This is a genomic window from Virgibacillus proomii (assembly GCF_900162615.1).
GTDB lineage: Bacteria > Bacillota > Bacilli > Bacillales > Amphibacillaceae > Virgibacillus > Virgibacillus proomii.
On the sequence record NZ_FUFN01000010.1, the window covers coordinates 281,004 to 300,999 of the forward strand.

The window sequence follows — 19,996 nt, forward strand, 5'->3', positions numbered from 1 at the left end:
TCATGTGATTCGTGTTAGTAATCTGACCAAAGAATTTTTCCAAGGACAAGAAAAGACAAAAGTACTAAAGGGAGTAAATTTGCATGTTAAAGAAGGAGAGTTTGTTGCAATCATGGGTCCAAGCGGTTCTGGAAAAAGTACCTTGCTTCAATTGCTGGATGGGCTCGATTTACCAACAAGTGGGGATATACAAATCAATCAACAATTATTAAATAACATGAATGAAAAGGAGAGAACGATTTTTCGGAGACGGCATTTAGGGTTTGTATTTCAAAATTATCAGTTATTACCAACCTTAACAGTTGAAGAAAATATTGCTTTTCCTCTTTATGCGGATAGAAAAATAAATAAAGAACATGAGAAAACGATTACTAATTTAATCACAGCTGTTGGATTAAAAGGAATAGAGAAAAAGAGTGCGAATTTACTTAGTGGCGGGCAACAACAACGTGTAGCCATTGCCAGAGCACTTGTTAATCATCCTTCTGTTTTATTAGCTGATGAGCCAACCGGTAATTTGGATAGAGCGATAGCTGAAGAAATTCTTCGTTTGCTACTAATGTTTAACCGTAAGCAGCATCAGACCATTGTTATGGTAACGCATGATATTTTTGCGGCAGGATTTGCTGATCGGATTATTCTTTTTAGGGATGGTGTTATTGAGAAGATAATTGCTAGAAAGGATGAAGACTATGCAGAATATATGGCGAATTTCATGGCGTAATATTACGAAAAATAAAAAACGCTTTTCCTTATCATTACTAGCAATTATCTTTGGCATTTCTTTTTTAACAGCAATGCTAGTAGCTGATCGAACAACGACTGATGTCTTCCGTTATTATGAAAACATGTATGTAGGTAATGCAGATTATTGGATTTTAAGTGATCAAGGTACTTATCCCAAAGCAGATATATCTAATATAATAACAGATCCTGATGTTAAAAATTCATTAGAAGTGCTTGATAAACATGCTTTTTTTGAGCTTGATGAAGGTCGGTCGTTGCAGGAAAGATCGGTTCGTATAACTGGGGTAAACGATCAAGCGAGTCCTTTGTTGGAGCTTCCTGTTATAGAAGGAAGCTTGGATAACCAGGGTTTAGTTATTCCTAAAGTCGTTGCCGAACTATTAGATAAAAAAGTGGGCGATACTATTACGTTTACAGGATTGGGAACAGCAAAAGTATCGGCAATTGTGGAATATACACAGTTACTTGCAAGTCCAAGCAATTGGCAAGATGCTGAATCGACAAGTTTCCGTGTTATGGCCCCATTAGAGATGCTAAGAAACTGGACGGGAATGGATAATGAGCTTACCTATGTGCGTTTTCAAACAAAAGGGGATGGAAAAGAGCTTTTTCAATCAGCGCAAGAGTCATTGAAAGACTCAAGTATGTATATTCAGCCTGTAGTTGCAGATGATTTACAAAGTAACGATATAGAAGGACTCTACACGTTTTTTTATTTAGTTGCGTTTTTGTCCATTTTTATAAGTGGGTTTATTATATTTAATATGATTTATACAAGTGTTATAGAAAGAAAAAAAGAATTCGCCATCATGAAAAGCTTTGGATATTTACGAAGTTCTGTATCTAAGCTAGTACTGATTGAAGTTACTCTGTTGGCTTTGGCTGGTACTTTAATCGGAGTGCCGATAGGAGTATGGCTCGGGGATTTATTTATGAAAGCACTGCTTCGTGTGTTTAAATTTGATATGGTGTACTCATTGCAATGGGAATTACCAGTTATAAGTTCAATAGCAGTTGGATTAATATTTCCCATTATTTTTTCATTATTTCCTATTTATCACGCGGGTAAGACACCTGTTTTATTGGCAATAAAGGTAACCAACAAAAAGCAAACCACATTACGTCATTTTTTATTTAGAATTGTTTTAGGTTTTGGACTGCTTGGGTTTCTAGTTATTGATAGCCCAATGTCATATATTGCAATTATAGCAGCCTCTATTTTGCTGTTTCCTTGCTTAGTAATCAGCCTAAAATGGATCCTAGAACCAGTATTAAAATCGCTTTTTGGTTATCCTGGCTTGATTGCTGCAAAAAACCTGTTCCAACAGTTGAATAGAAATGCAAATACAGCTGCAATTCTTGCCATAGGTATAGGCGTTATCTTATTATTAGGTGCGGCAATTGAATCAGCTCCTAAAACTTTTAACGAGGAAATTAGAGAGACATACGGAGGAGATGTTCGAATTACTTCCGAAAAACCTTGGTCAGAAGAGGATATAGCAAAGCTTCAATCGTATAAATCTATTACAAGAGTTGAGCCTTTAGCAGAAGCAACCTCAATTACTTGGAAAACAATCCAAGGTGATCTCAGGCAATTTTCCGTTTTTTCTGTTAGCAGTGATGGCTCCTCCTTATTTGATGATCAATATAAGCATCATTTATTTACAAAACTAGCACATAAGCCAACGATTGTTCTAGGAACTAGGGCGTTTAAAGAATGGGGTGGAGAAATTGGACAAACGATAGAGATGAATACTCCTTCTGGGTCCAGAAAATATGAAGTCATTGATGTAGTGAAGACTTCTCATTACAATGGCTATGTAGCGTTTATGGATAGTGATTATTTCCAAACAAATTTTGGCTGGTCTAACTCTTTTGATATCTTGCTTACAGTTGATAATCAAACGTTTGATCAACTACGTACTCGGTTATGGAAAGATTTTGGTGGTCATCTATCAAAAGTTCAAACAGTTGAAGAGGAAATAGAGTCTACTACTTTTGCCATAAAAGGGATGAACGACCTTATTTTATTTATGTTGCTGTTAATTATTATTTTAGCTAGTGTTGGTACAGCTAATACATTATTAATGAATACGCTTGAGAGGACATTAGAGATTGGAATAATGCGATCTATCGGCTTTACAAAGCAACAGGTTCGTACGATGATACTTCTTGAGGGCCTGCTAATTGGAGTAGCAGGGATAATTGGAGGCATTGTGATTGGTGCGCTACTTATTTATATAACAAGTGAATCGGCATCTATGGAGGGGGTTATGTCTTTCCAATTGCCAGTTAATAACGTTATACTAGCTATGATTGCTGGAGTTGTCTTGAGTCTTTGTGCAGCTTGGATTTCAAGTAAGAGCGCTATGAGACTAGATGTTGCATCATCACTAAAAGAAGGTTGATTAAAGTGTCAGTAAAATATGGGATTTTAACATTATTATCGGTTAAACCGCATCATGGCTATGAATTAAAAATAGAATTGGATTCACTTCTTGGGCTTAAAGGAAAAATTAATCCAGGACAAATATATACAACGCTTGATCGTTTAACTCGTGATGGGTTTGTGGTATCACCAGGAATGGATGAGCAAGAAAGAAAGCTATATGATATTGAGTGGAAGGGAAAAGAGGAATTAAACAAATGGCTACTAGAACCAGTAGCCTATAACAACACAAAAGAAGATTTCTTCTTTAAATGGAGCTGCGCCAGGGAAATTAATTCTGCCTTGGAGAAAAAGATGTTGACTCAACAAAAACAATTAATTGTCAAAGAAGTAATGGAGTTAACAAAATTAAAAACTGAATTATTAATTCAAGGTGATGAGAATAGATATTTATTAGTGACGGGCACTTTACTACATTTAGAAGCCGATTTAAATTGGATTAATCAAGTAGAAAATCGAGTACTTTAGCGGATTTTTTGATTCAAAGGAGGGAGATCACCTGGATTTTCTTGTGACTTACAGTTGGGAAATATTCGTAGCCACAGAATTATTATCCCTTAGCTCATTGATTCTATTTGGTTTGTTTCGTTATTTTTTTAGTAAACCAAAACTTAGTTTAATGTTCATCCTTTTATTTCTATTATTATTAACTGCAGAAGCCTTATTAGGCATATATGTTTATCAACAAACAGGCGAAGTTTCCACTTTTCTAATCATTATCGCTGTTTTTGTGATATATGCTTGTACATTTGGTATTTTTGATTTTTTAAGGTTAGATCGTTGGATGCGTAGTAAACTTGGTAAATTGCGCGGGGTAGAACTGCTAACAGAAAAAGACTATGCGATTATGAGAAGAAACAAGGACCCTAAATATATTGCAAAAAAGTATCGCATCATGTCCTTGATTCATTTCATACTCTTTGTAACAGTACAAACTATTTTTTGGTCGATGGGAACAAATAGTATATCGGAAATGAAAATGTATTTAACGGATCTTTCTTGGATAGAAAAAGGGAATGTGGAGGATTCCCCTTATCCAAATGAAACGATGTTTACGATTGGTATGATATGGGGAATTGCTTTTGTTGCTGATTTTATCTATTCATGGTCTTATACAATTTTTCCTAGTAAAGGAAAATAACATAGTAGTTAAATACATAATATAAGAAAGAAGTTTAATGAATTTACCGTATGATCTTCATTAAACTTCTTTTAATTAAAGAGCTTTTTGTTTAATAATACTCTCTTTCGGCTGCTATTGCGTCTGCTTTTGTTCGATGCACTGTACCAAATGGATGCTCTGGTGGGGCATAAATGGAATAAAGTTTAAGCGGCTTCTTGCCTGTATTGGTTACATTATGCCATGTACCAGCCGGTACCATAATAGCATAGCCTTCATATACATTACGTTTGAAGTATAAATTATTTCTAGAATCCCCCATTTGGACTACTCCTTGCCCTTCTTCGATACGCAAGAATTGGTCGACATCAGGATGAATTTCTAAACCGATATCCTGACCAACTGGGATGTTCATAAGCGTAACTTGAAGATGTTTGCCCGTCCATAACGCAGTGCGAAAGTTTTTATTTTGTTTTGTAGCTCTATGAATATTTACTACAAATGGTTGTTTTCCGTAATCCTTTAAAACAACCCGATCATCTTCATCAGCTACATGCCAAAAATCTTCTTGATAATCCGGTGTATGAATTGGCATAGGTTGAAACATTGGTTGGTCCCGTTCATTGGAATAAACTGGTGGATTCACATAATAAGGATATGGATATGCGTAAGGATAATAATACAACTTGCTCAGTCCTTTCAAATGTAATCACATTATTCTATGCAGATGAATGGGTGGATGTACATAATAAGATCTCTAAAGAAATATGGGATATCGTTGGAAGTATAGACGGGGGTGCTTCCGGTCTTGTAAAAAGACTGGTGAATAGAATAGTAGGAAAGTTTCCGGACTAGTAATGATTCTAATGAATTTTTTAGCTGTGTGCATGTAAGGTGCTGTAAGACTCTCACTTCAAGGGTTGTAGGCGATACGAAGAAGGCAAAGTGGGTGGATAACGGTGCCTAATGTCTGGTTTGTTCAACTAGGGGTTATGAAAAACTACTGAATGAAACTTTACTTTAACGCAAAACAACTATATTATTATATTCGATTCAACTTCAAATTAAACCAGCCATTACACTACCAGAGTGTAATGGCTGTTATTCTGTGATTAAAGGCTAATTTCGGATTAAGTAGTCAAATGCGCCTAAAGCTGCTGTTGCACCTGAACCCATGGAAATTATGATTTGATTATATGCGCTATCTGTACAGTCTCCTGCGGCAAATAGCCCGGGAACGTTTGATTGGCCATGTTTATCGACGATGATTTCGCCCATGCGATTACGCTCAACAGTTCCCTCTAGCCATTCTGTATTTGGTACAAGGCCAATTTGCACGAATACACCTTGAAGCTCAATATGTTTGACTTCTTTTGTGTCTCTGTCCATATAAGTTATACCATTTACACTATCAGTCCCTGTGATTTCTTGCGTTTGTGCATTTTTTATAACTGTTACATTCGGTAGACTGTATAAACGTTTTTGCAGGACTTCATCTGCTTTTAACTCTGGAGCAAACTCAAGAACTGTGACATGCTTAACAATCCCAGCCAGATCAATGGCTGCTTCAATTCCAGAGTTACCACCGCCAATGACAGCGACATCTTTGCCTTCAAATAATGGACCGTCACAGTGAGGACAGTATGCTACTCCATTATTCTTGAACTCTTTTTCTCCAGGAACGCCAATATTTCTCCAACGAGCACCTGTAGAAATAATGACCGTTTTACTTTTTAGTACTGCACCATTTTCGAGTTCTAATTCAAAAAGATCCTTCTTTTCAATGTGTTTAGCACGTTGGGAGTTCATAACATCAATGTCGTAATCATTTACATGTTCTTCTAAATTAGCTACAAGTTTAGGACCTTCTGTGCGTTTCACACTAATAAAGTTTTCAATACTTAACGTATCTTGGACTTGGCCGCCAAAACGCTCAGCGACAATACCGGTACGAATCCCCTTACGTGCAGCATAAATGGCAGCACTTGCACCTGCTGGACCCCCACCAACAACAAGTACATCAAATGGATCTTTCTGAGACAGTTCAGATGCATCCACACCTTGGCCTAATTTTTCAAGAAGTTCTTCTAATAATATACGGCCGCCGTTAAAGAATTCTCCATTTAAATAAACGGCAGGAACAGCCATGATCTTCTTCTTCTCTACTTCTTCCTTAAAAGCCGCACCATCAATCATGGTATGCGTAATATTAGGATTAAGTACGGCCATCATATTTAAAGCTTGTACAACGTCAGGACAATTGTTACAGCTTAAACTAACATATGTTTCAAAGTGATATTTTTCACTTATACCTTTAATTTGATCAATTAGATTCTGATCTAATTTTGGAGGTCTGCCACTCACTTGTAATAGAGCCAATACTAATGAATTAAATTCATGTCCTAATGGAAGGCCGGCAAACGAAACTCCTGTATCTTCACCGACGCGGTTCACACTAAAACTAGGTGTTTTTGGTAATTCTGTATGTTCAACAGATATCTTAGAGGACATGGAAGCCAGCTCATCAACGAGAGCCAGCATGTCCTTAGATACCTCATCCGAACCAGTGCTTACTTTAAGCACGATGTCGTTTTCTAATAGTCCAAGGTATTGCTTTAATTGTGACTTAATATCTGGGTCTAGTACCATTTTTTATAGCACTCCTTAAATTTTACCTACTAGATCAAGGCTTGGCTTAAGTGTTTCAGCGCCTTCTTTCCATTTTGCAGGGCATACTTCACCAGGGTTATTACGAACATATTGTGCTGCTTTGATTTTGTCAACAAGTGTACTAGCATCGCGACCGATTCCATCAGCGTTAATTTCTACAGTTTGGATAACACCATCTGGATCAATGATAAATGTGCCGCGATCAGCAAGACCTGTTTCTTCGTTTAAAACATCGAACATACGAGTAAGTGTTTGTGATGGGTCACCAATCATTCCATATTCGATTTTCTTAATTTTTTCGGAAGCATCATGCCATCCCTTATGTGTGAAATGTGTATCAGTAGAACAAGAATAAACTTCAGTACCAAGTTTTTTTAGTTCTTCATATTCGTTTTGTAAATCTTCAAGTTCTGTTGGGCACACAAATGAGAAGTCTGCCGGATAAAAGCATAGTACTGTCCATTGCCCTTTAAAATTTTCTTCAGTTACATCAATAAATTCGCCATTCTTGAATGCTTTTGCTTGAAATGGTTGTACTTCAGTTCCTATTAAAGACATAATTATCTTCCTCCTAGGTATATTTTTGCTAGTAGCTCAAGTAGAACTTTAGCTATAATAATTCTAATCACACATCTATTATTAATTAGTAGTTGTTTTTTGTCAAGGAAATACCACTTTAATCACAGATTTACCGCAACTAATAAGGAGAATTATTGAAGAATCAGAGTCCTCTCTACTAAAATCAACCCTTTTCAATATAAGTGTTTAAGGAATTTTGGAAGAAATGATTTTCATTATTAATTGCTTTTTGAGAGTAAACCTTTTCGATGAAATAGTTTAGATAACCTGTTATAGTGCTAGATTGGATACTAATTGATAATCAGTAATATAAAACAATCTCAATATGCTATGATGTTTTCTTACTGTAGAAAAAAGTTATTCGATTAGGAAAGAATCTGTTTAATTGAAGAATAGATGAAGGTATTGACTAAGAGGCATGTTGTCTTCTTAGCTAATAATTTACTTGTTAAGTAAGGTTATCATTATTGGAAACATAAATAACAACTAGGATTGAAGTTATAGCGGATAAAATAACGGATACAAGAGAAGGTAAAAGTAAAGCTTGGAAAGATGGTACATCTTTATAAGATGCGAAATCTTTAAGTACGGGTTCAAAAAGAGAAGACATAGGAGTAGCAGTTTAACCTTATAGATCTTTCCAAAAACAATAAGTTTCATTGTGTAGAAATAATTTGAGTTTACATGAACTGTGCGATGACCTTAAAGGGTGTGTACCTTTGCGTTTAGCGAATGAATAAGTGGAAAAAGGCGTTCTGCAAGTGGGAGGGTTGAATGTTGATTCGTCTTAATAGAAGGAGTCGCGTTAGAACCATCTTTAGGGGGAATATTACTTGCCCTATAGGCATTTAAAACTTTTTAGATAGTTTCTTGTTGAAGACTCCTTCTAGATCTTATAAATGATGTCATGACTATTAATAATGTTATACCCAATGAATAGCAGTAGCTTCTCATTGGGTACGGTACGTTTCTGTACTTAGAGAAACTTACATTGCTTTGCGAATGATTTCCATTACTTCTTCAAGTTTTGGTTTTCTTGGGTTCGTTGCAGCCGTAGCATCTTTCATTGCGTTTTCTGCAAGAGTAGGAATATCTTCCTCTTTTGCACCAAGTTCTTTAAAACCGGTTGGAATATTCAAATCTCTAGCTAAGCGCTCAATTGCAGCAATAGCTTTTTCTGCTGCTTCACGTTTACTTAAACCTTCTACAGCTTCACCCAAATACTCTGCTATTTTTGCAAAGCGATCTTCACGTCCTACAATATTGTAACGGCACACATGCGGTAAAAGGATCGCATTACATACTCCGTGTGGCAAGTTGTAGAAACCGCCCATTTGGTGAGCGATGGCATGTACATAACCTAATGAAGCATTGTTAAAGGCCATTCCTGCTAAGAATTGAGCATACACCATTTTTTCGCGTGCTTCGATATCTTTTCCATTTGCAAAAGCACGTGGCAAGTATTCAGGAATTAATTCGAAAACCTTTTCAGCAGCTGCATCAGTCATTGGTGTTGCAGCAGTTGAAACATAAGCTTCAACAGCATGTGTTAAAGCATCTAAACCTGTTGCAGCAGTTAATGCTGGTGGCAATCCGATCATTAATTCTGGGTCGTTTATAGAAACTAGTGGGGTCACATGTTTGTCAATGATTGCCATTTTCACTTGACGCTTTACATCTGTAATAATGGTAAACTTCGTCATCTCACTAGCTGTTCCAGCAGTTGTGTTAATAGCAATTAATGGAACTAACGGATTTTTTGACTTATCCACACCTTCATAATCATGAATAGTGCCTCCATTTGACACAACTAGTCCTATACCTTTAGCAGCGTCGTGGGATGATCCGCCTCCTAATGATACAAGGGAGTCACATTTTGCTGCTTTAAAAGCTTCTACACCGTCAGCAACGTTTTTATCTGTAGGGTTTGGCTCTGCTTTAGGGTAGATTTCTACTTCAATCCCTGCTGATTTAATAATATCAGCGATTTTTTCGGCAATTCCTAATTTGAATAATCCTTGGTCTGTTACTAGCAATGCTTTCTTTGCATTCACATCTTTTAGACGAGAACCAGTTTCTTGTATGGCTCCTTGTCCAAATAAATTAATCGATGGCATTGAAAATTGGCTCTGTGTTGTCATTCTACTATCTCCTTATCGATTTTTATTTTTTGTGATCAGCAGAAGCTAGAATTGTAATCATTGATATTTTTTATGCCTGTTCATGCTGTTCACACAATTCCCCCTACGCCTCCAATATATAGGTATTTTTTACTGGTTTCAACAAAATAGCTCAAAATTTGACAAATAAAACGAAAATCTTTCATTTTTTATTTTATATTTACCAGTTTCTTATCATAGCTTTCTAATGCTCGTATTTTCACAAATTGGAATGATGGATGTTTTTGATGACCTAATATAACTGTTTTTTAAAGTTTGTGTTCATAAATAAGATAATAAATTTTAAGGTTGGCAAAGATCGTAACTTGAAAACTACGATGTATTGCCGTCGACTTGTTCCTTAGCCTTGAAAAAGAAAACTGCTTTTTCTGTATGTGATAGGATTAAATTTCTGCTTCGTTGTCTAATTTCAACGATAAATGTAGAGACTTAAACCTCTAAACTTATTTGTGCTTTACTGTATTAAAAAAATGAAAAAACACCTTAATGTTTGGTATACTTAAATGGCAATTAATTACAATTTACATACAGAGAGGTGTCTCATCATAAAACAACGATTGGCCAACTATTTTAAGTATTGATTGTTTGCTTAGCGATTAATAAATCATCCGGAATTATGGAATTCCCTAGGACATGGAAGTCTTTTTATAACAACAAATCCTTATTAAACTTACAAAATGAGTTTCAAGGGGTTGGTTTTGTGATTTATTGAATAAGGATTAGCATACAAGTATTACCTTCGTAAGATATATTGTATTTTGATGGCAACACCGATGAGATAAAGATAGCATGGATGACCGGACACTTAGCAAATTTTACGATGAAATTAGCTATCTCGCCTGGGTTGTACCATTACTGCAATTAATCGGACTTTTTAGAACTAGCATCAATATGATGAAAACACGAATTAAAAGTTAACTACAACATTAATTGCCGAATTACCTAGATATATCCAGGGTTTAGCTACGAGTTTCACTGTGCGAAAGTTGGGTATATATTAAAATAATGAGTAGCTAACAGCACGAAAGAGGTGTCAAAGACATGGAATTAATTTCAATTATTATTCCTACTTACAATGAAGAAGAAAACATACAGTTAATTTATGAAAGTGTAAAGCGGGAGTTTGATAGACTGGCTTATCATTTTGAAATGATTTTTATTGATGATGCCAGCACGGATAATACCTTACATCAAATTAAACAATTAGTTTCTAAAAGCACAAATGTGAGATACATTTCTTTTTCTAGAAATTTCGGTAAAGAATCGGCAATGTTGGCTGGCCTACGTCATGTACAAGGGGAAGCTGTTATAATCATGGATGCCGATCTACAACATCCGCCATCATTGATTCCAGATCTTGTTAAAGGTTGGGAAGATGGATATGATCAAGTAATTGCGCGACGTAATCGTAATGGTGAAAAGCCAATTCGTAAATTTCTATCCTCTGCTTATTATCGGATCATCAACAAGGTAGTAGATGTCAAGTTAGAGGATGGAGTGGGTGATTTCCGTTTGCTAAGTCGGCGTGCTGTTTATGCAGTATTATCTTTAGATGAAGGTGCGCGCTTTTCAAAAGGTTTGTTCTCGTGGATTGGCATGGCACAGAAAATAGTTGATTATGAGAATGTTCCTCGGAAGAACGGAAAAACGAAATGGTCTTTATTAAAATTGTTGAGTTATGGATTAGATGGAATTGTGTCATTCAATAATCGTCCTCTAAGAGTTTGTTTCTATACAGGTGCGCTTATTTTACTGCTGTCGATTATCTACAGTATTATTATATTTGTGCAAATTTTGCTGAATGGCATTAAAGTTCCAGGCTATTTTACGATTATTACTGCCGTTCTAATATTAGGCGGGATTCAGTTGTTAAGTCTAGGTGTGATTGGGGAATACATAGGACGTATATATTATGAAACAAAGAAACGTCCTCAATACTTAATTCAAGAAACGAATATTAGAAACGGAGAAGGCTATGAACGAAACAGGTCGAGAATTTCTCAGATTTATCATCATCGGCGTAGTCAATACTATTAATTACTATGCCGTTTATCTATTATTACATCTTGTTTTTAATGTTTACTATATGGCGGCACATATAACGGGATTTATTGTAAGTTTAGTCGTTTCTTTTTTCTTAAATACTTATTTTACATTTAAAGTAAAGCCCACATGGAAAAAGTTTTTGAAATTTCCAATCACTCAGTTATTTAATTTCAGTATCACGTCGCTATTCGTGTTTGTTTTTACAGAACTATTTCAGGTAGACAGTAAAATCACACCTCTCCTTGCCGTCTTTATTACAGTTCCAATGACATTTATGGTAACTGGGAAAATATTGAAAAGAAGAGAGTGTAATAGATGAAGAAACGAACATTATGGTTTTTTATTATAGGTAGTCTACTCGTCTCGGTAGCTACACATCTTTTTTTCTATCAGCAATGGCTTGATAAGCATTGGATGATTGGACCGAATGATGGTCTTTCACAAATTGTGACGTTTAAAAAATTTATTTATGAAAATTATCGAAGTGGTAATTTTTTCTATGCTTGGGATTTTGGCTTGGGTGGGGGTTTTTACAGTCAATTAGCCTATTATTTTTCCACCTCCCTTGTCTTTTTAGTGTCTACTATTGTTATTTTTATTCTGGATATCTTTCAATGGGTCGATCCCTCTAACGTTGAATTTTGGGCTCAATCTAACTTATTTATCAGTATCATTCGCTTAAGTGTGATCTTATTTATTACGTCCTACACGTTTCAATATATGAAAATCCAAGCCTTTCCGGCTTTTACGGGGGCGGTTGTATACGGTTGTTCTGTTATGTACATGCGACATGTTGTTTATTGGGAATTTTTTGCTGATGCGTTTATATGGTTGCCATTAGTTGTTTTAGGATTGGAGAAATTAATACGAGAAGGCAAGCAAGGTTGGCTGATTTTTGCTATGTCCGCCATGCTGATTAGCAATTTTTATTTTGCCTATATCCAACTCATTTTTTTAATTCTGTATGTACTTGGCCGCTGGGTAATTGCACTTACTGACAATGAGTTACCTAGAATAAAACAGTTTAAACTTTTGGTGTCAAGTGGATTGATCAGTTTTTGTATTAGCGCAGTGGCGTTTATACCCGCTGTTTATGGGTTTTTCAACAATTATCGACCCCCTTTCGATCAAGAGATTCCACTGTTCGATTTAATTGATAATATATTGTTTGCTAGTCCCTATATTGTGTTACCAGTAGTTTTTATGTTACTGATATTTACCGTCCCTTTGTATCGTAATCGATTGTTTCGCTTTTTTGCTGTGTTTAGTTTCGTATTGCTTATATTTCACTTAAGCCCTTTGGCAGCCAGTGCTTTCAATGGCTTTTCTGCTCCACAATATCGCTTTGAATATCTATTATCCTTTACAATAGGTGGTTGTGTTGCCATTGGCTTGCAGCAATTAAATAAAATAGCTGTTCGTTTTCTTTGCCTGGCCTCGTTCATTTCTTTATGTGTCTATTTGTTAAGTTTCAATTATTTTGATCCTAATATAAAAGTTCCAGAACGAGCAACAACCGAGTTCTCTGCGGTTGTAATTGCTATTTTTGCTCTATTTACTATTTTGGCTATATTAATGATGTTGTATGTTTATTTTCAAAAGAAGGCTTTGCTCATTATTATTCAATCATTTGTCATTCTATGGAGTATAGTGTCAGTAAATACAGTAGCTAAATATGGGATAACAGACAATGGTGGGCTTCAAAAAGTAACACATAATTATTTAATGAGTGATAATTATAATAGTGCCGAACAAAGGAATTTGATTGATCAAGTGAAAAGGCAGGAGCCCAATTCATTGTCCCGAATCGATTGGATGACGCCTAAGCGATATAACACACCGATTGTACAGAACTTTAATGGTACGAGTCTATATTCAAGTATCGCTAACAAAGCATTGTTATGGTTTTACTGGAGGGACTTAAAAATAGATACAGGTCATGAAACTGTAAGTCGCTACGGTACCCTTGGCAATCGTGCAAATTTGCATGCGTTATTACAGACAACATATTGGATGAGAAAAAAAAGTCAGGAAGCGAATGTACCTTATGGCTTTACAAAGTTTGCAGAATCCAATAAATATGTTATTTATAAAAGCAATTTTTACCTTCCATTTATCCGAACAGGTAAAAACATTTATAGCGAAGAGCAGTTGCAAACAGCTTCTGTTTTAGATCGTGAACATGCCATGCTTTCAGGAGTAGTGTTTGAAGAAGCAACTAGACAAAAGTTAGATTTGGTAAAAGAGAAAAATGTTATCAAGCAAGCGACTATTAAAGGAGTAGGTGCTAAATACCAAAATAACCACTTATCGGTTGTCAACGACAAAGGAGGCATCGATATTATTCCGGGATCTGTACAAAAAAACACAAAAGACTTTTATGTTGGTTTTTCTATAAAAAACGTAAATGGTGATGGTTTTCCTATAAAAGTAAATAAATACCGTACAACTAGAAAACCTGCCCATTCTATTTATAAAACCAATATAAATGACCTAATAATCCGTGTTCCAGCTAAAGACATTATCTCTATTCGTTTACCAAAAGGGGAATATGAGTTGAATAATTTATCGCTTTATGAAGAAGATTATAAGGAATTGCATGAAGCTGTAAAAGCTGCTGCTCATTCACCATCGTTTACGTGGGAAAAGAACAAAATAACTATACATTACAATAATCAGACAAAGGAAAAATGGATGGCTTTACCAATTCCATTTGAAAAAGGCTGGAAACTTTGGATTAATGGTAAGGAGCAAGCCATTGAAAAAGCAAATTACGCATTTATTGGCTTCAAGCTGAACAGCGGGAAAAACCATATTAAAATGGTATATCATCCTCCTTACTTTTTTCCAACTCTTGCTTTGACAATTATTGGGCTTTTTGCTTGGGCGATGTTACATCTGCGTAGTAAACGTAGAGAAAGTGGTCATTTAAATAACCCAAGTGTAAAAATGCGCTCATTACTTATGAAAGTTGATAAATCAAGAGATTAGCCACAAAGAGTGTGGATTGTTGAATTCTCTTCCTGATTTGTTTTGACGTTTCATAGAGGATAGACCTCCTTGGGAATTTGATCCTTCTAATGTCGGACTTGGGCAACCCCTATGTTGTCTGTAAAGTACCACAAAACAAACGGATTGCGTGACTACCTGATATATAATCAAGGCGTGTGTCGGTGCTAGAAAGTGGAGATAAGAGATTATCATTTCGTATAATTATTATGGCTATTTCTTCACTACATAAATGTGGAGGAATAGCCTTTTAACACTTTCGGTTACTCTGGCTAAAAGTAGATATAACAACCTCTTTCCCAGATTATTTTCATAATGAGTTATAAGTAGAGTAAAATTTTATTTACTAGTAGAGGTGTCTCAAGGGCAGATGAATCAATTATATGAGATGATTTAAGTATTTTTCATCGCTTTGGACAAGGTCATGTAGGGAGTTTATTTCCAGGTTCAACTTAGACGGTTAAAAAAGAAAGAGTATTAGACACTTATAATTGTGTTCAAAAAGAGAATAAAAGGACAAAGGTTGGCTAAGGTCTCCGGCGTCGTTAAAAAAGCAGGATACTTTTTCCGCATGCATTGTTTTGCTGTCGAAGCCTACTCTGTTCTACTGCAAAAAGCCGACCCGAACACCTCTTGTCGAGCCGAAGTGCGAAGCGGTTTAGTTTTGATTGGCACAGTGTATGCAGTTAAATGCACACGCGCTAGGTCAGCTTTCTGGAACCTATTCCCGGGAAGGAAAAGTGTTTTTCTTTTCAAGAAAAATTCGATTGTCATTTTTATCAACTTTTAAACATCCTTTTGTGGTGAAACTACATCATATATCCGACCGATAGCTATCCATGACTTTCTTTTTTTTTCTGCAATATTTTCAATTTATATTGATCGCCCCATTCTTTCATTTGCGTGATAATAGGTTCTAACGTTATTCCAAATTCAGTCATTGAATATTCTACCCGTGGCGGGACTTCCGGATAAACGTTTCTATTGATAATACCGTCATTTTCCAATTCACTTAATTGTAATGATAGCATACGCTGTGTGATTCCAGGGATTAACCGCCGTAATTCATTAAAACGCTTTTTATCTTCGAGCAGATAATATAAGATAACACCTTTCCATTTGCCGCCAATTACATCTAAGGTCGCTTCTACTGGACAACCTTCTGGACACCCATAGCCACTTTTTCTGTTTCTCATGAAGTCACCACCTATTAATTTTAACAATATAGGTAACACTAATGTTACTATACAACATAAATGTGCCCTCTTACATATTTTTTAATTTGTTTTTATAATACAAACTAAATAAATGAAGGAGATGATGAAATGAAAGCAATCGGTTTATTAGAATATTTGCCAATTGAAAAAGAAAAAAGTCTATTTGATTTTGATGCGTCAAAACCAGTAGCAAAAGGAAGAGACCTACTTGTTAAAATAAATGCTATTTCTATCAACCCTGTAGATGTAAAAGTTCGCTCACCGAAACCAAAAAAAGAAGAAACGCCGAAAATCTTAGGATGGGATGCGAGTGGCGTTGTCGTTGAAGCGGGAGATAATTGTAAATTATTTCAAGAAGGAGATAAAGTATATTATGCAGGCGCTATTAACAGACCGGGAACATATAGCGAATATCATCTTGTGGATGAACGGATTGTTGGAAAGAAACCGACAACATTAACATTTGCAGAAGCTGCTGCAATGCCACTAACAACTATTACTGCTTGGGAAGCGCTATTTGATAGATTATTGATTAACCCTGACAATAAACAAGAAAATAGTTTGAAACAGATTTTAATTATCGGGGGTGCTGGAGGTGTGGGCTCCATTGCGATTCAACTTGCTAAATGGGCAGGACTTCAAGTCATTGCAACAGCTTCACGGCCAGAAACGGAAAACTGGGTGAAACGGCTTGGCGCTGATTATGTAATTAATCATCACAAAGCTTTCAAGGATCAACTAGCTGCAATTCAGTTACATGAAGTTGATTTTATTTTTTGCTTAAATAACACGGACCAACATTGGGAAGCAATGAGTGAAGTAATAAAGCCACAAGGTAAAGTCTGCTCGATTGTTGAGAATGAACAGCCACTTGACTTAAACGTATTCAAAAACAAAAGTGTGACATTTGTTTGGGAGTTTATGTTTACACGCTCATTATATGGGACTGATGATATGATTAGTCAGCATACACTATTGAACAACGTAAGCGATTTGATCGATTATGGAGTTGTTCAAACAACGCTTAAAGAAAGCTTATCACCAATAAACGCAGCAACTTTAAGAAAAGCTCATGCAACAATAGAATCTGGAAAAATGATTGGTAAATTAGCAATAGAGGGTTTTGAAGCTTAAGTAGTTGTTTATTTTGAAGTGAGGCGTATGATAAAAAAGTACGCCTCCTTATTTATACGATAGAAAACTATAAAACTTTAAGCTTTATCCCGCATGTAAGGTGCCGTAAGACTCCCACATAAAAATCTTGAGTGATACAAAGAGTCAAAGTAGGAGAAAACGGCACCTAAATGCCCGATTGGTTCAAGGGCATTTAGGTCATACCCTTGTGGTACTAACATTCCGTGTGAAAAGCGTTCCACAGGAATGAAGTTTCACTTTATCGTATAAGAAAAACGATAGCCTTCGCCATAAAGACTTGGTGATAAGCTTAGTTTTTCGAATAAAATACTAAGCTTCTGCTTGTTTTAGTATTTCTGCTATTTCATGAAATCCACGTTTTTCGGCATGTTGTAATGGAGTAATCCCATCCTCATCACCAATAGTAGCATCTGCTCCATGATCGATTAGCAGTTGAACGATTTCCTGATGTTTTTTTCCGCCATCACTAAGTATAATTGCTTCCATTAACGCAGTCCAATGAAGATTATTAATATGATTAACATCTATTTCTGAACGAGTGAGTAATGCCTTTACAACCTCAACATGCCCACGTTCTGCAGCTGGAATTAGCGCAGTTCCGCCAAATCTGTTCGTAATCGAGGTATCAGCTCCTGCATCTATTGCTAGCTTTACAATATCTAGTAATCCCTCGGCACTTGCATACAAAAGTACATTATTTAAGTTGTTATCCCGAATATTAATATCTGCGCCCTGATCGATAAGTGCTTTTACTGTGTTTATTTCATTATTGTAAGTAGCTGCTAAGACAGCAGTAGTACCTTGCTCGTTAGTTGTATTAATATTTGCTCCGTCCTGAAGAAGTTTTGTCACTTTTGCGGTATCTCCCTTTTCAGCTGAATAAATGAACGCTTGGTTCAAATCGCTCACCTTCTTATCATTTGATTTAGAGGAATCATTGTTGCTTGTACAAGCTGTAAAAATAATTAAATTAAGCAATACAATAATAACCGTTTTATACTTCATTTTAACCTCCTGATAAACTTAGTTTAACATGTGTCTATTGTTAAAGAAAGTTCAAAAGATTCAACAAAATACATTGATTTGGGTTGTGGTAAAGAAAGCGAATGGAATGAATGTCCTAAGTGCAATTGGAAGTTTTGAGCAAAGTCTTTTGGCTGTTAGGAAATTATAAAATTTGTTCATTGTGGATAATTTCTATATTAAAATTTAAACCTATTATGTCTCTGTGTTTTTTAGTACTCAAGGTAGCTCACTCCCACTTTGGATCGGACAGCCTCCTTATCGGAATTTTAGCGTTTGTCAGGACTGATCAATGTTCTAGCAGTTTTGTTTTTTATGTTTCTAACTGTATATACTGTTCTGTCCCTCGAAATTTTGAAGCTTCGGATTTCTGCTTATCCCGCAAGTAACTGGCAATTTGTTTATCCCACTTCCATACTACGGGGTGAAAACTAGGAGGAAAGTGGAGGATTTAACTGCCAGATTATGTTCATTCTAACAATCAGTAGGGGATGAAAGAAAACCCCACTGATGGAAGATTCACTTTATTATCTTTTTCATTAAAAATTTATAAGAAAATTAACTGATTTTATGTTGTATATATGGTATGTTTAGAAAAAGAATTGTTATTTAAGGAGATAGAAAATGCAGATTCGGAGGCTAGATATAAAAGAACAAATGCCACTCGAGTTGTTGCTGTTAGCAGATCCTTGTAAGGAAATGATTGAAACTTATTTTGCTAGAAGTGAATGCTATATTGCAGAAATCGGGGAGCAAGTTGTCGGTGTGTATGTCCTGCTGCCAACAAGACCCGTAACTATCGAACTAGTTAATATTGCAGTAAGAGAGGAAGAGCAAGGAAAAGGAATCGGAAAGCAATTACTCAGACATGCAATCAAAGTGGCAAAGGAAAAAGGCTGCAAAACAATAGAAGTTGGTACTGGAAACTCTAGTATAGGGCAGTTAGCTTTATATCAGAAATGTGGATTTAACATGGTTAGTATTGAAAAAGACTACTTTCTGAAGCATTATCCAGAGACCATATATGAAAATGGAATACAGTGCAGGGATATGGTTCGTCTATCGTTAGATTTACAAACATAAATGCAATTAGCGAGCGGAAAAGGTTGAAAATAAATTCAGTATTAGATGGAGGGATGGAAATGGATAAATTTATGGAACGAGCAGTAGAACTAGCTGTAGCGAATGTTCGGGAAGGTGGTCAGCCGTTTGGAGCAGTTCTAGTTAAAGATGAAACAATTGTAGCAGAAGGTGTAAATGAACTGCATACAACCTACGACGTTAGCGGTCATGCAGAATTATTGGCAATTCGACGTGCGCAAAAACAAATACAAACAAACGATCTTTCAGGTTATACGATGTATGCAAGTGGTGAACCATGCCCAATGTGTTTGACGGCGATGTATTTTGCAGGGATTAAAGAAGTATTTTTTTGTGCTTCTTTAGATGACGCGGCTAGAGCAGGGTTAGGAAAATCAAAAGAGATTTATGAAGATTTGCAAAATCCTAAGGAGGAGCGTTCTCTTTCTATGGTGCAGATGCCATTGCGAGAAGGTCAGGTGGACCCAATGCAGCTTTGGAAAAAACAGTCTTCTTAAAAAACTCATAAAAACTTGGAGAACCCTTACAAAATCTTCATATATCTATGATACTAATATAGCTCCTGCTTATGATTAAGTCGGTTAATTGGGGAGTTAAGTTTAATTTCACATGAGATAGATGAATCCTGTACGTATGGCAGTAATCTCCACTTCCATGCTACAGGTGAAATCTAGGAGGATAAGTGGAGGATAAAAAGCCC

At 35.9% G+C, this 19,996-nt stretch carries 16 protein-coding genes and 1 pseudogene; 11 read left to right on the forward strand and 6 right to left on the reverse strand.

Annotated features, from left to right (window positions below; all coding sequences use genetic code 11):
* Window positions 1–4: 4 nt before the first annotated feature.
* From BN1066_RS09400 to BN1066_RS09415, 4 genes are read left to right on the forward strand one after another with little or no spacing between them, the layout of a single operon-like run.
* A complete protein-coding gene (locus BN1066_RS09400; protein ID WP_077319199.1) occupies window positions 5–724 on the forward strand; it encodes an ABC transporter ATP-binding protein in 720 nt (239 codons plus the stop codon).
* Window positions 693–3,155 (forward strand): ABC transporter permease, encoded by a 2,463-nt coding sequence (locus tag BN1066_RS09405; protein ID WP_077319200.1) that lies wholly within the window; start codon window positions 693–695, stop codon window positions 3,153–3,155. Before BN1066_RS09400 ends, BN1066_RS09405 begins: the two co-directional genes overlap by 32 nt.
* 5 nt (window positions 3,156–3,160) lie before the next feature.
* Window positions 3,161–3,664 carry a PadR family transcriptional regulator gene (locus BN1066_RS09410; RefSeq protein ID WP_077319201.1) on the forward strand — a complete coding sequence of 168 codons (504 nt, stop codon included), beginning with the start codon at window positions 3,161–3,163 and terminating at the stop codon, window positions 3,662–3,664.
* A 43-nt stretch (window positions 3,665–3,707) separates the two neighbouring features.
* Window positions 3,708–4,337 (forward strand): hypothetical protein, encoded by a 630-nt coding sequence (locus BN1066_RS09415; protein WP_342745599.1) that lies wholly within the window; start codon window positions 3,708–3,710, stop codon window positions 4,335–4,337.
* A gap of 91 nt (window positions 4,338–4,428) precedes the next feature.
* Here the strand turns inward: BN1066_RS09415 and BN1066_RS09420 are convergent.
* Window positions 4,429–4,848, reverse strand: a pseudogene (locus tag BN1066_RS09420) (cupin domain-containing protein); the annotation flags it as partial.
* 104 nt (window positions 4,849–4,952) lie between these two features.
* Between BN1066_RS09420 and BN1066_RS20200 the strand changes: the two are divergent.
* Entirely contained in the window at window positions 4,953–5,171 is a 219-nt protein-coding gene (locus tag BN1066_RS20200) for a hypothetical protein (RefSeq protein WP_179104331.1), read from the forward strand.
* Window positions 5,172–5,435: 264 nt separating this feature from the next.
* Here BN1066_RS20200 and ahpF read toward each other — a convergent pair whose 3' ends face one another.
* The 3 genes from ahpF to BN1066_RS09435 form a co-directional block, all read right to left on the reverse strand.
* Window positions 5,436–6,965, reverse strand: coding sequence for an alkyl hydroperoxide reductase subunit F (gene ahpF / locus BN1066_RS09425; RefSeq protein WP_077319204.1), 1,530 nt, complete (start codon window positions 6,963–6,965; stop codon window positions 5,436–5,438).
* 15 nt (window positions 6,966–6,980) lie between these two features.
* Complete coding sequence (ahpC, locus tag BN1066_RS09430) at window positions 6,981–7,544, reverse strand: alkyl hydroperoxide reductase subunit C (protein ID WP_077319205.1); 564 nt, start codon at window positions 7,542–7,544, stop codon at window positions 6,981–6,983.
* Window positions 7,545–8,551: 1,007 nt separating this feature from the next.
* Window positions 8,552–9,706: an iron-containing alcohol dehydrogenase gene (locus tag BN1066_RS09435; RefSeq protein ID WP_077319206.1), complete on the reverse strand. Its 1,155-nt coding sequence runs from the start codon at window positions 9,704–9,706 to the stop codon at window positions 8,552–8,554.
* A gap of 1,080 nt (window positions 9,707–10,786) precedes the next feature.
* Between BN1066_RS09435 and BN1066_RS09440 the strand changes: the two genes are divergently transcribed.
* Genes BN1066_RS09440 through BN1066_RS09450 form a run of 3 tightly spaced genes read left to right on the forward strand, consistent with a single transcriptional unit; the run spans window position 10,787 to window position 14,782 of the window.
* Entirely contained in the window at window positions 10,787–11,782 is a 996-nt protein-coding gene (locus tag BN1066_RS09440) for a glycosyltransferase family 2 protein (protein ID WP_077319207.1), read from the forward strand.
* Entirely contained in the window at window positions 11,721–12,110 is a 390-nt protein-coding gene (locus tag BN1066_RS09445; RefSeq protein WP_077319208.1) for a GtrA family protein, read from the forward strand. Before BN1066_RS09440 ends, BN1066_RS09445 begins: the two co-directional genes overlap by 62 nt.
* Window positions 12,107–14,782: a YfhO family protein gene (locus tag BN1066_RS09450; protein WP_077319209.1), complete on the forward strand. Its 2,676-nt coding sequence runs from the start codon at window positions 12,107–12,109 to the stop codon at window positions 14,780–14,782. Before BN1066_RS09445 ends, BN1066_RS09450 begins: the two co-directional genes overlap by 4 nt.
* An 851-nt stretch (window positions 14,783–15,633) precedes the next feature.
* Here the strand turns inward: BN1066_RS09450 and BN1066_RS09460 are convergent.
* Window positions 15,634–15,996, reverse strand: coding sequence for a winged helix-turn-helix transcriptional regulator (locus BN1066_RS09460; protein WP_077319211.1), 363 nt, complete (start codon window positions 15,994–15,996; stop codon window positions 15,634–15,636).
* Window positions 15,997–16,125: 129 nt separating this feature from the next.
* On the opposite strand from BN1066_RS09460, the gene BN1066_RS09465 reads away from it, so the two are divergent.
* Window positions 16,126–17,151 carry a zinc-binding alcohol dehydrogenase family protein gene (locus BN1066_RS09465; protein ID WP_077319212.1) on the forward strand — a complete coding sequence of 342 codons (1,026 nt, stop codon included), beginning with the start codon at window positions 16,126–16,128 and terminating at the stop codon, window positions 17,149–17,151.
* 330 nt (window positions 17,152–17,481) lie between these two features.
* On the opposite strand, the gene BN1066_RS09470 is transcribed toward BN1066_RS09465, so the two are convergent.
* The gene (locus BN1066_RS09470) at window positions 17,482–18,177 is read right to left on the reverse strand and encodes an ankyrin repeat domain-containing protein (protein ID WP_342745600.1); all 696 of its coding nucleotides are present in this window, start codon (window positions 18,175–18,177) and stop codon (window positions 17,482–17,484) included.
* A gap of 642 nt (window positions 18,178–18,819) precedes the next feature.
* On the opposite strand from BN1066_RS09470, the gene BN1066_RS09475 reads away from it, so the two are divergent.
* Together BN1066_RS09475 and BN1066_RS09480 are read left to right on the forward strand one after the other, a co-directional pair.
* Complete coding sequence (locus BN1066_RS09475) at window positions 18,820–19,278, forward strand: GNAT family N-acetyltransferase (RefSeq protein ID WP_077319213.1); 459 nt, start codon at window positions 18,820–18,822, stop codon at window positions 19,276–19,278.
* Between the two features lie 59 nt (window positions 19,279–19,337).
* Window positions 19,338–19,793, forward strand: a complete 456-nt coding sequence (locus BN1066_RS09480; RefSeq protein WP_077319214.1) for a nucleoside deaminase — start codon at window positions 19,338–19,340, stop codon at window positions 19,791–19,793.
* Window positions 19,794–19,996: the final 203 nt, after the last annotated feature.

Coding starts and splice junctions, on each gene's coding strand:
- BN1066_RS09405 (WP_077319200.1), top strand. CDS start 693: ATGCAGAATATATGGCGAATTTCATGGCGTAATATTACGAAAAATAAA.
- ahpF (WP_077319204.1), bottom strand. CDS start 6,965: ATGGTACTAGACCCAGATATTAAGTCACAATTAAAGCAATACCTTGGA.
- ahpC (WP_077319205.1), bottom strand. CDS start 7,544: ATGTCTTTAATAGGAACTGAAGTACAACCATTTCAAGCAAAAGCATTC.
- BN1066_RS09435 (WP_077319206.1), bottom strand. CDS start 9,706: ATGACAACACAGAGCCAATTTTCAATGCCATCGATTAATTTATTTGGA.
- BN1066_RS09440 (WP_077319207.1), top strand. CDS start 10,787: ATGGAATTAATTTCAATTATTATTCCTACTTACAATGAAGAAGAAAAC.
- BN1066_RS09445 (WP_077319208.1), top strand. CDS start 11,721: ATGAACGAAACAGGTCGAGAATTTCTCAGATTTATCATCATCGGCGTA.
- BN1066_RS09450 (WP_077319209.1), top strand. CDS start 12,107: ATGAAGAAACGAACATTATGGTTTTTTATTATAGGTAGTCTACTCGTC.
- BN1066_RS09460 (WP_077319211.1), bottom strand. CDS start 15,996: ATGAGAAACAGAAAAAGTGGCTATGGGTGTCCAGAAGGTTGTCCAGTA.
- BN1066_RS09465 (WP_077319212.1), top strand. CDS start 16,126: ATGAAAGCAATCGGTTTATTAGAATATTTGCCAATTGAAAAAGAAAAA.
- BN1066_RS09470 (WP_342745600.1), bottom strand. CDS start 18,177: ATGAAGTATAAAACGGTTATTATTGTATTGCTTAATTTAATTATTTTT.
- BN1066_RS09475 (WP_077319213.1), top strand. CDS start 18,820: ATGCAGATTCGGAGGCTAGATATAAAAGAACAAATGCCACTCGAGTTG.
- BN1066_RS09480 (WP_077319214.1), top strand. CDS start 19,338: ATGGATAAATTTATGGAACGAGCAGTAGAACTAGCTGTAGCGAATGTT.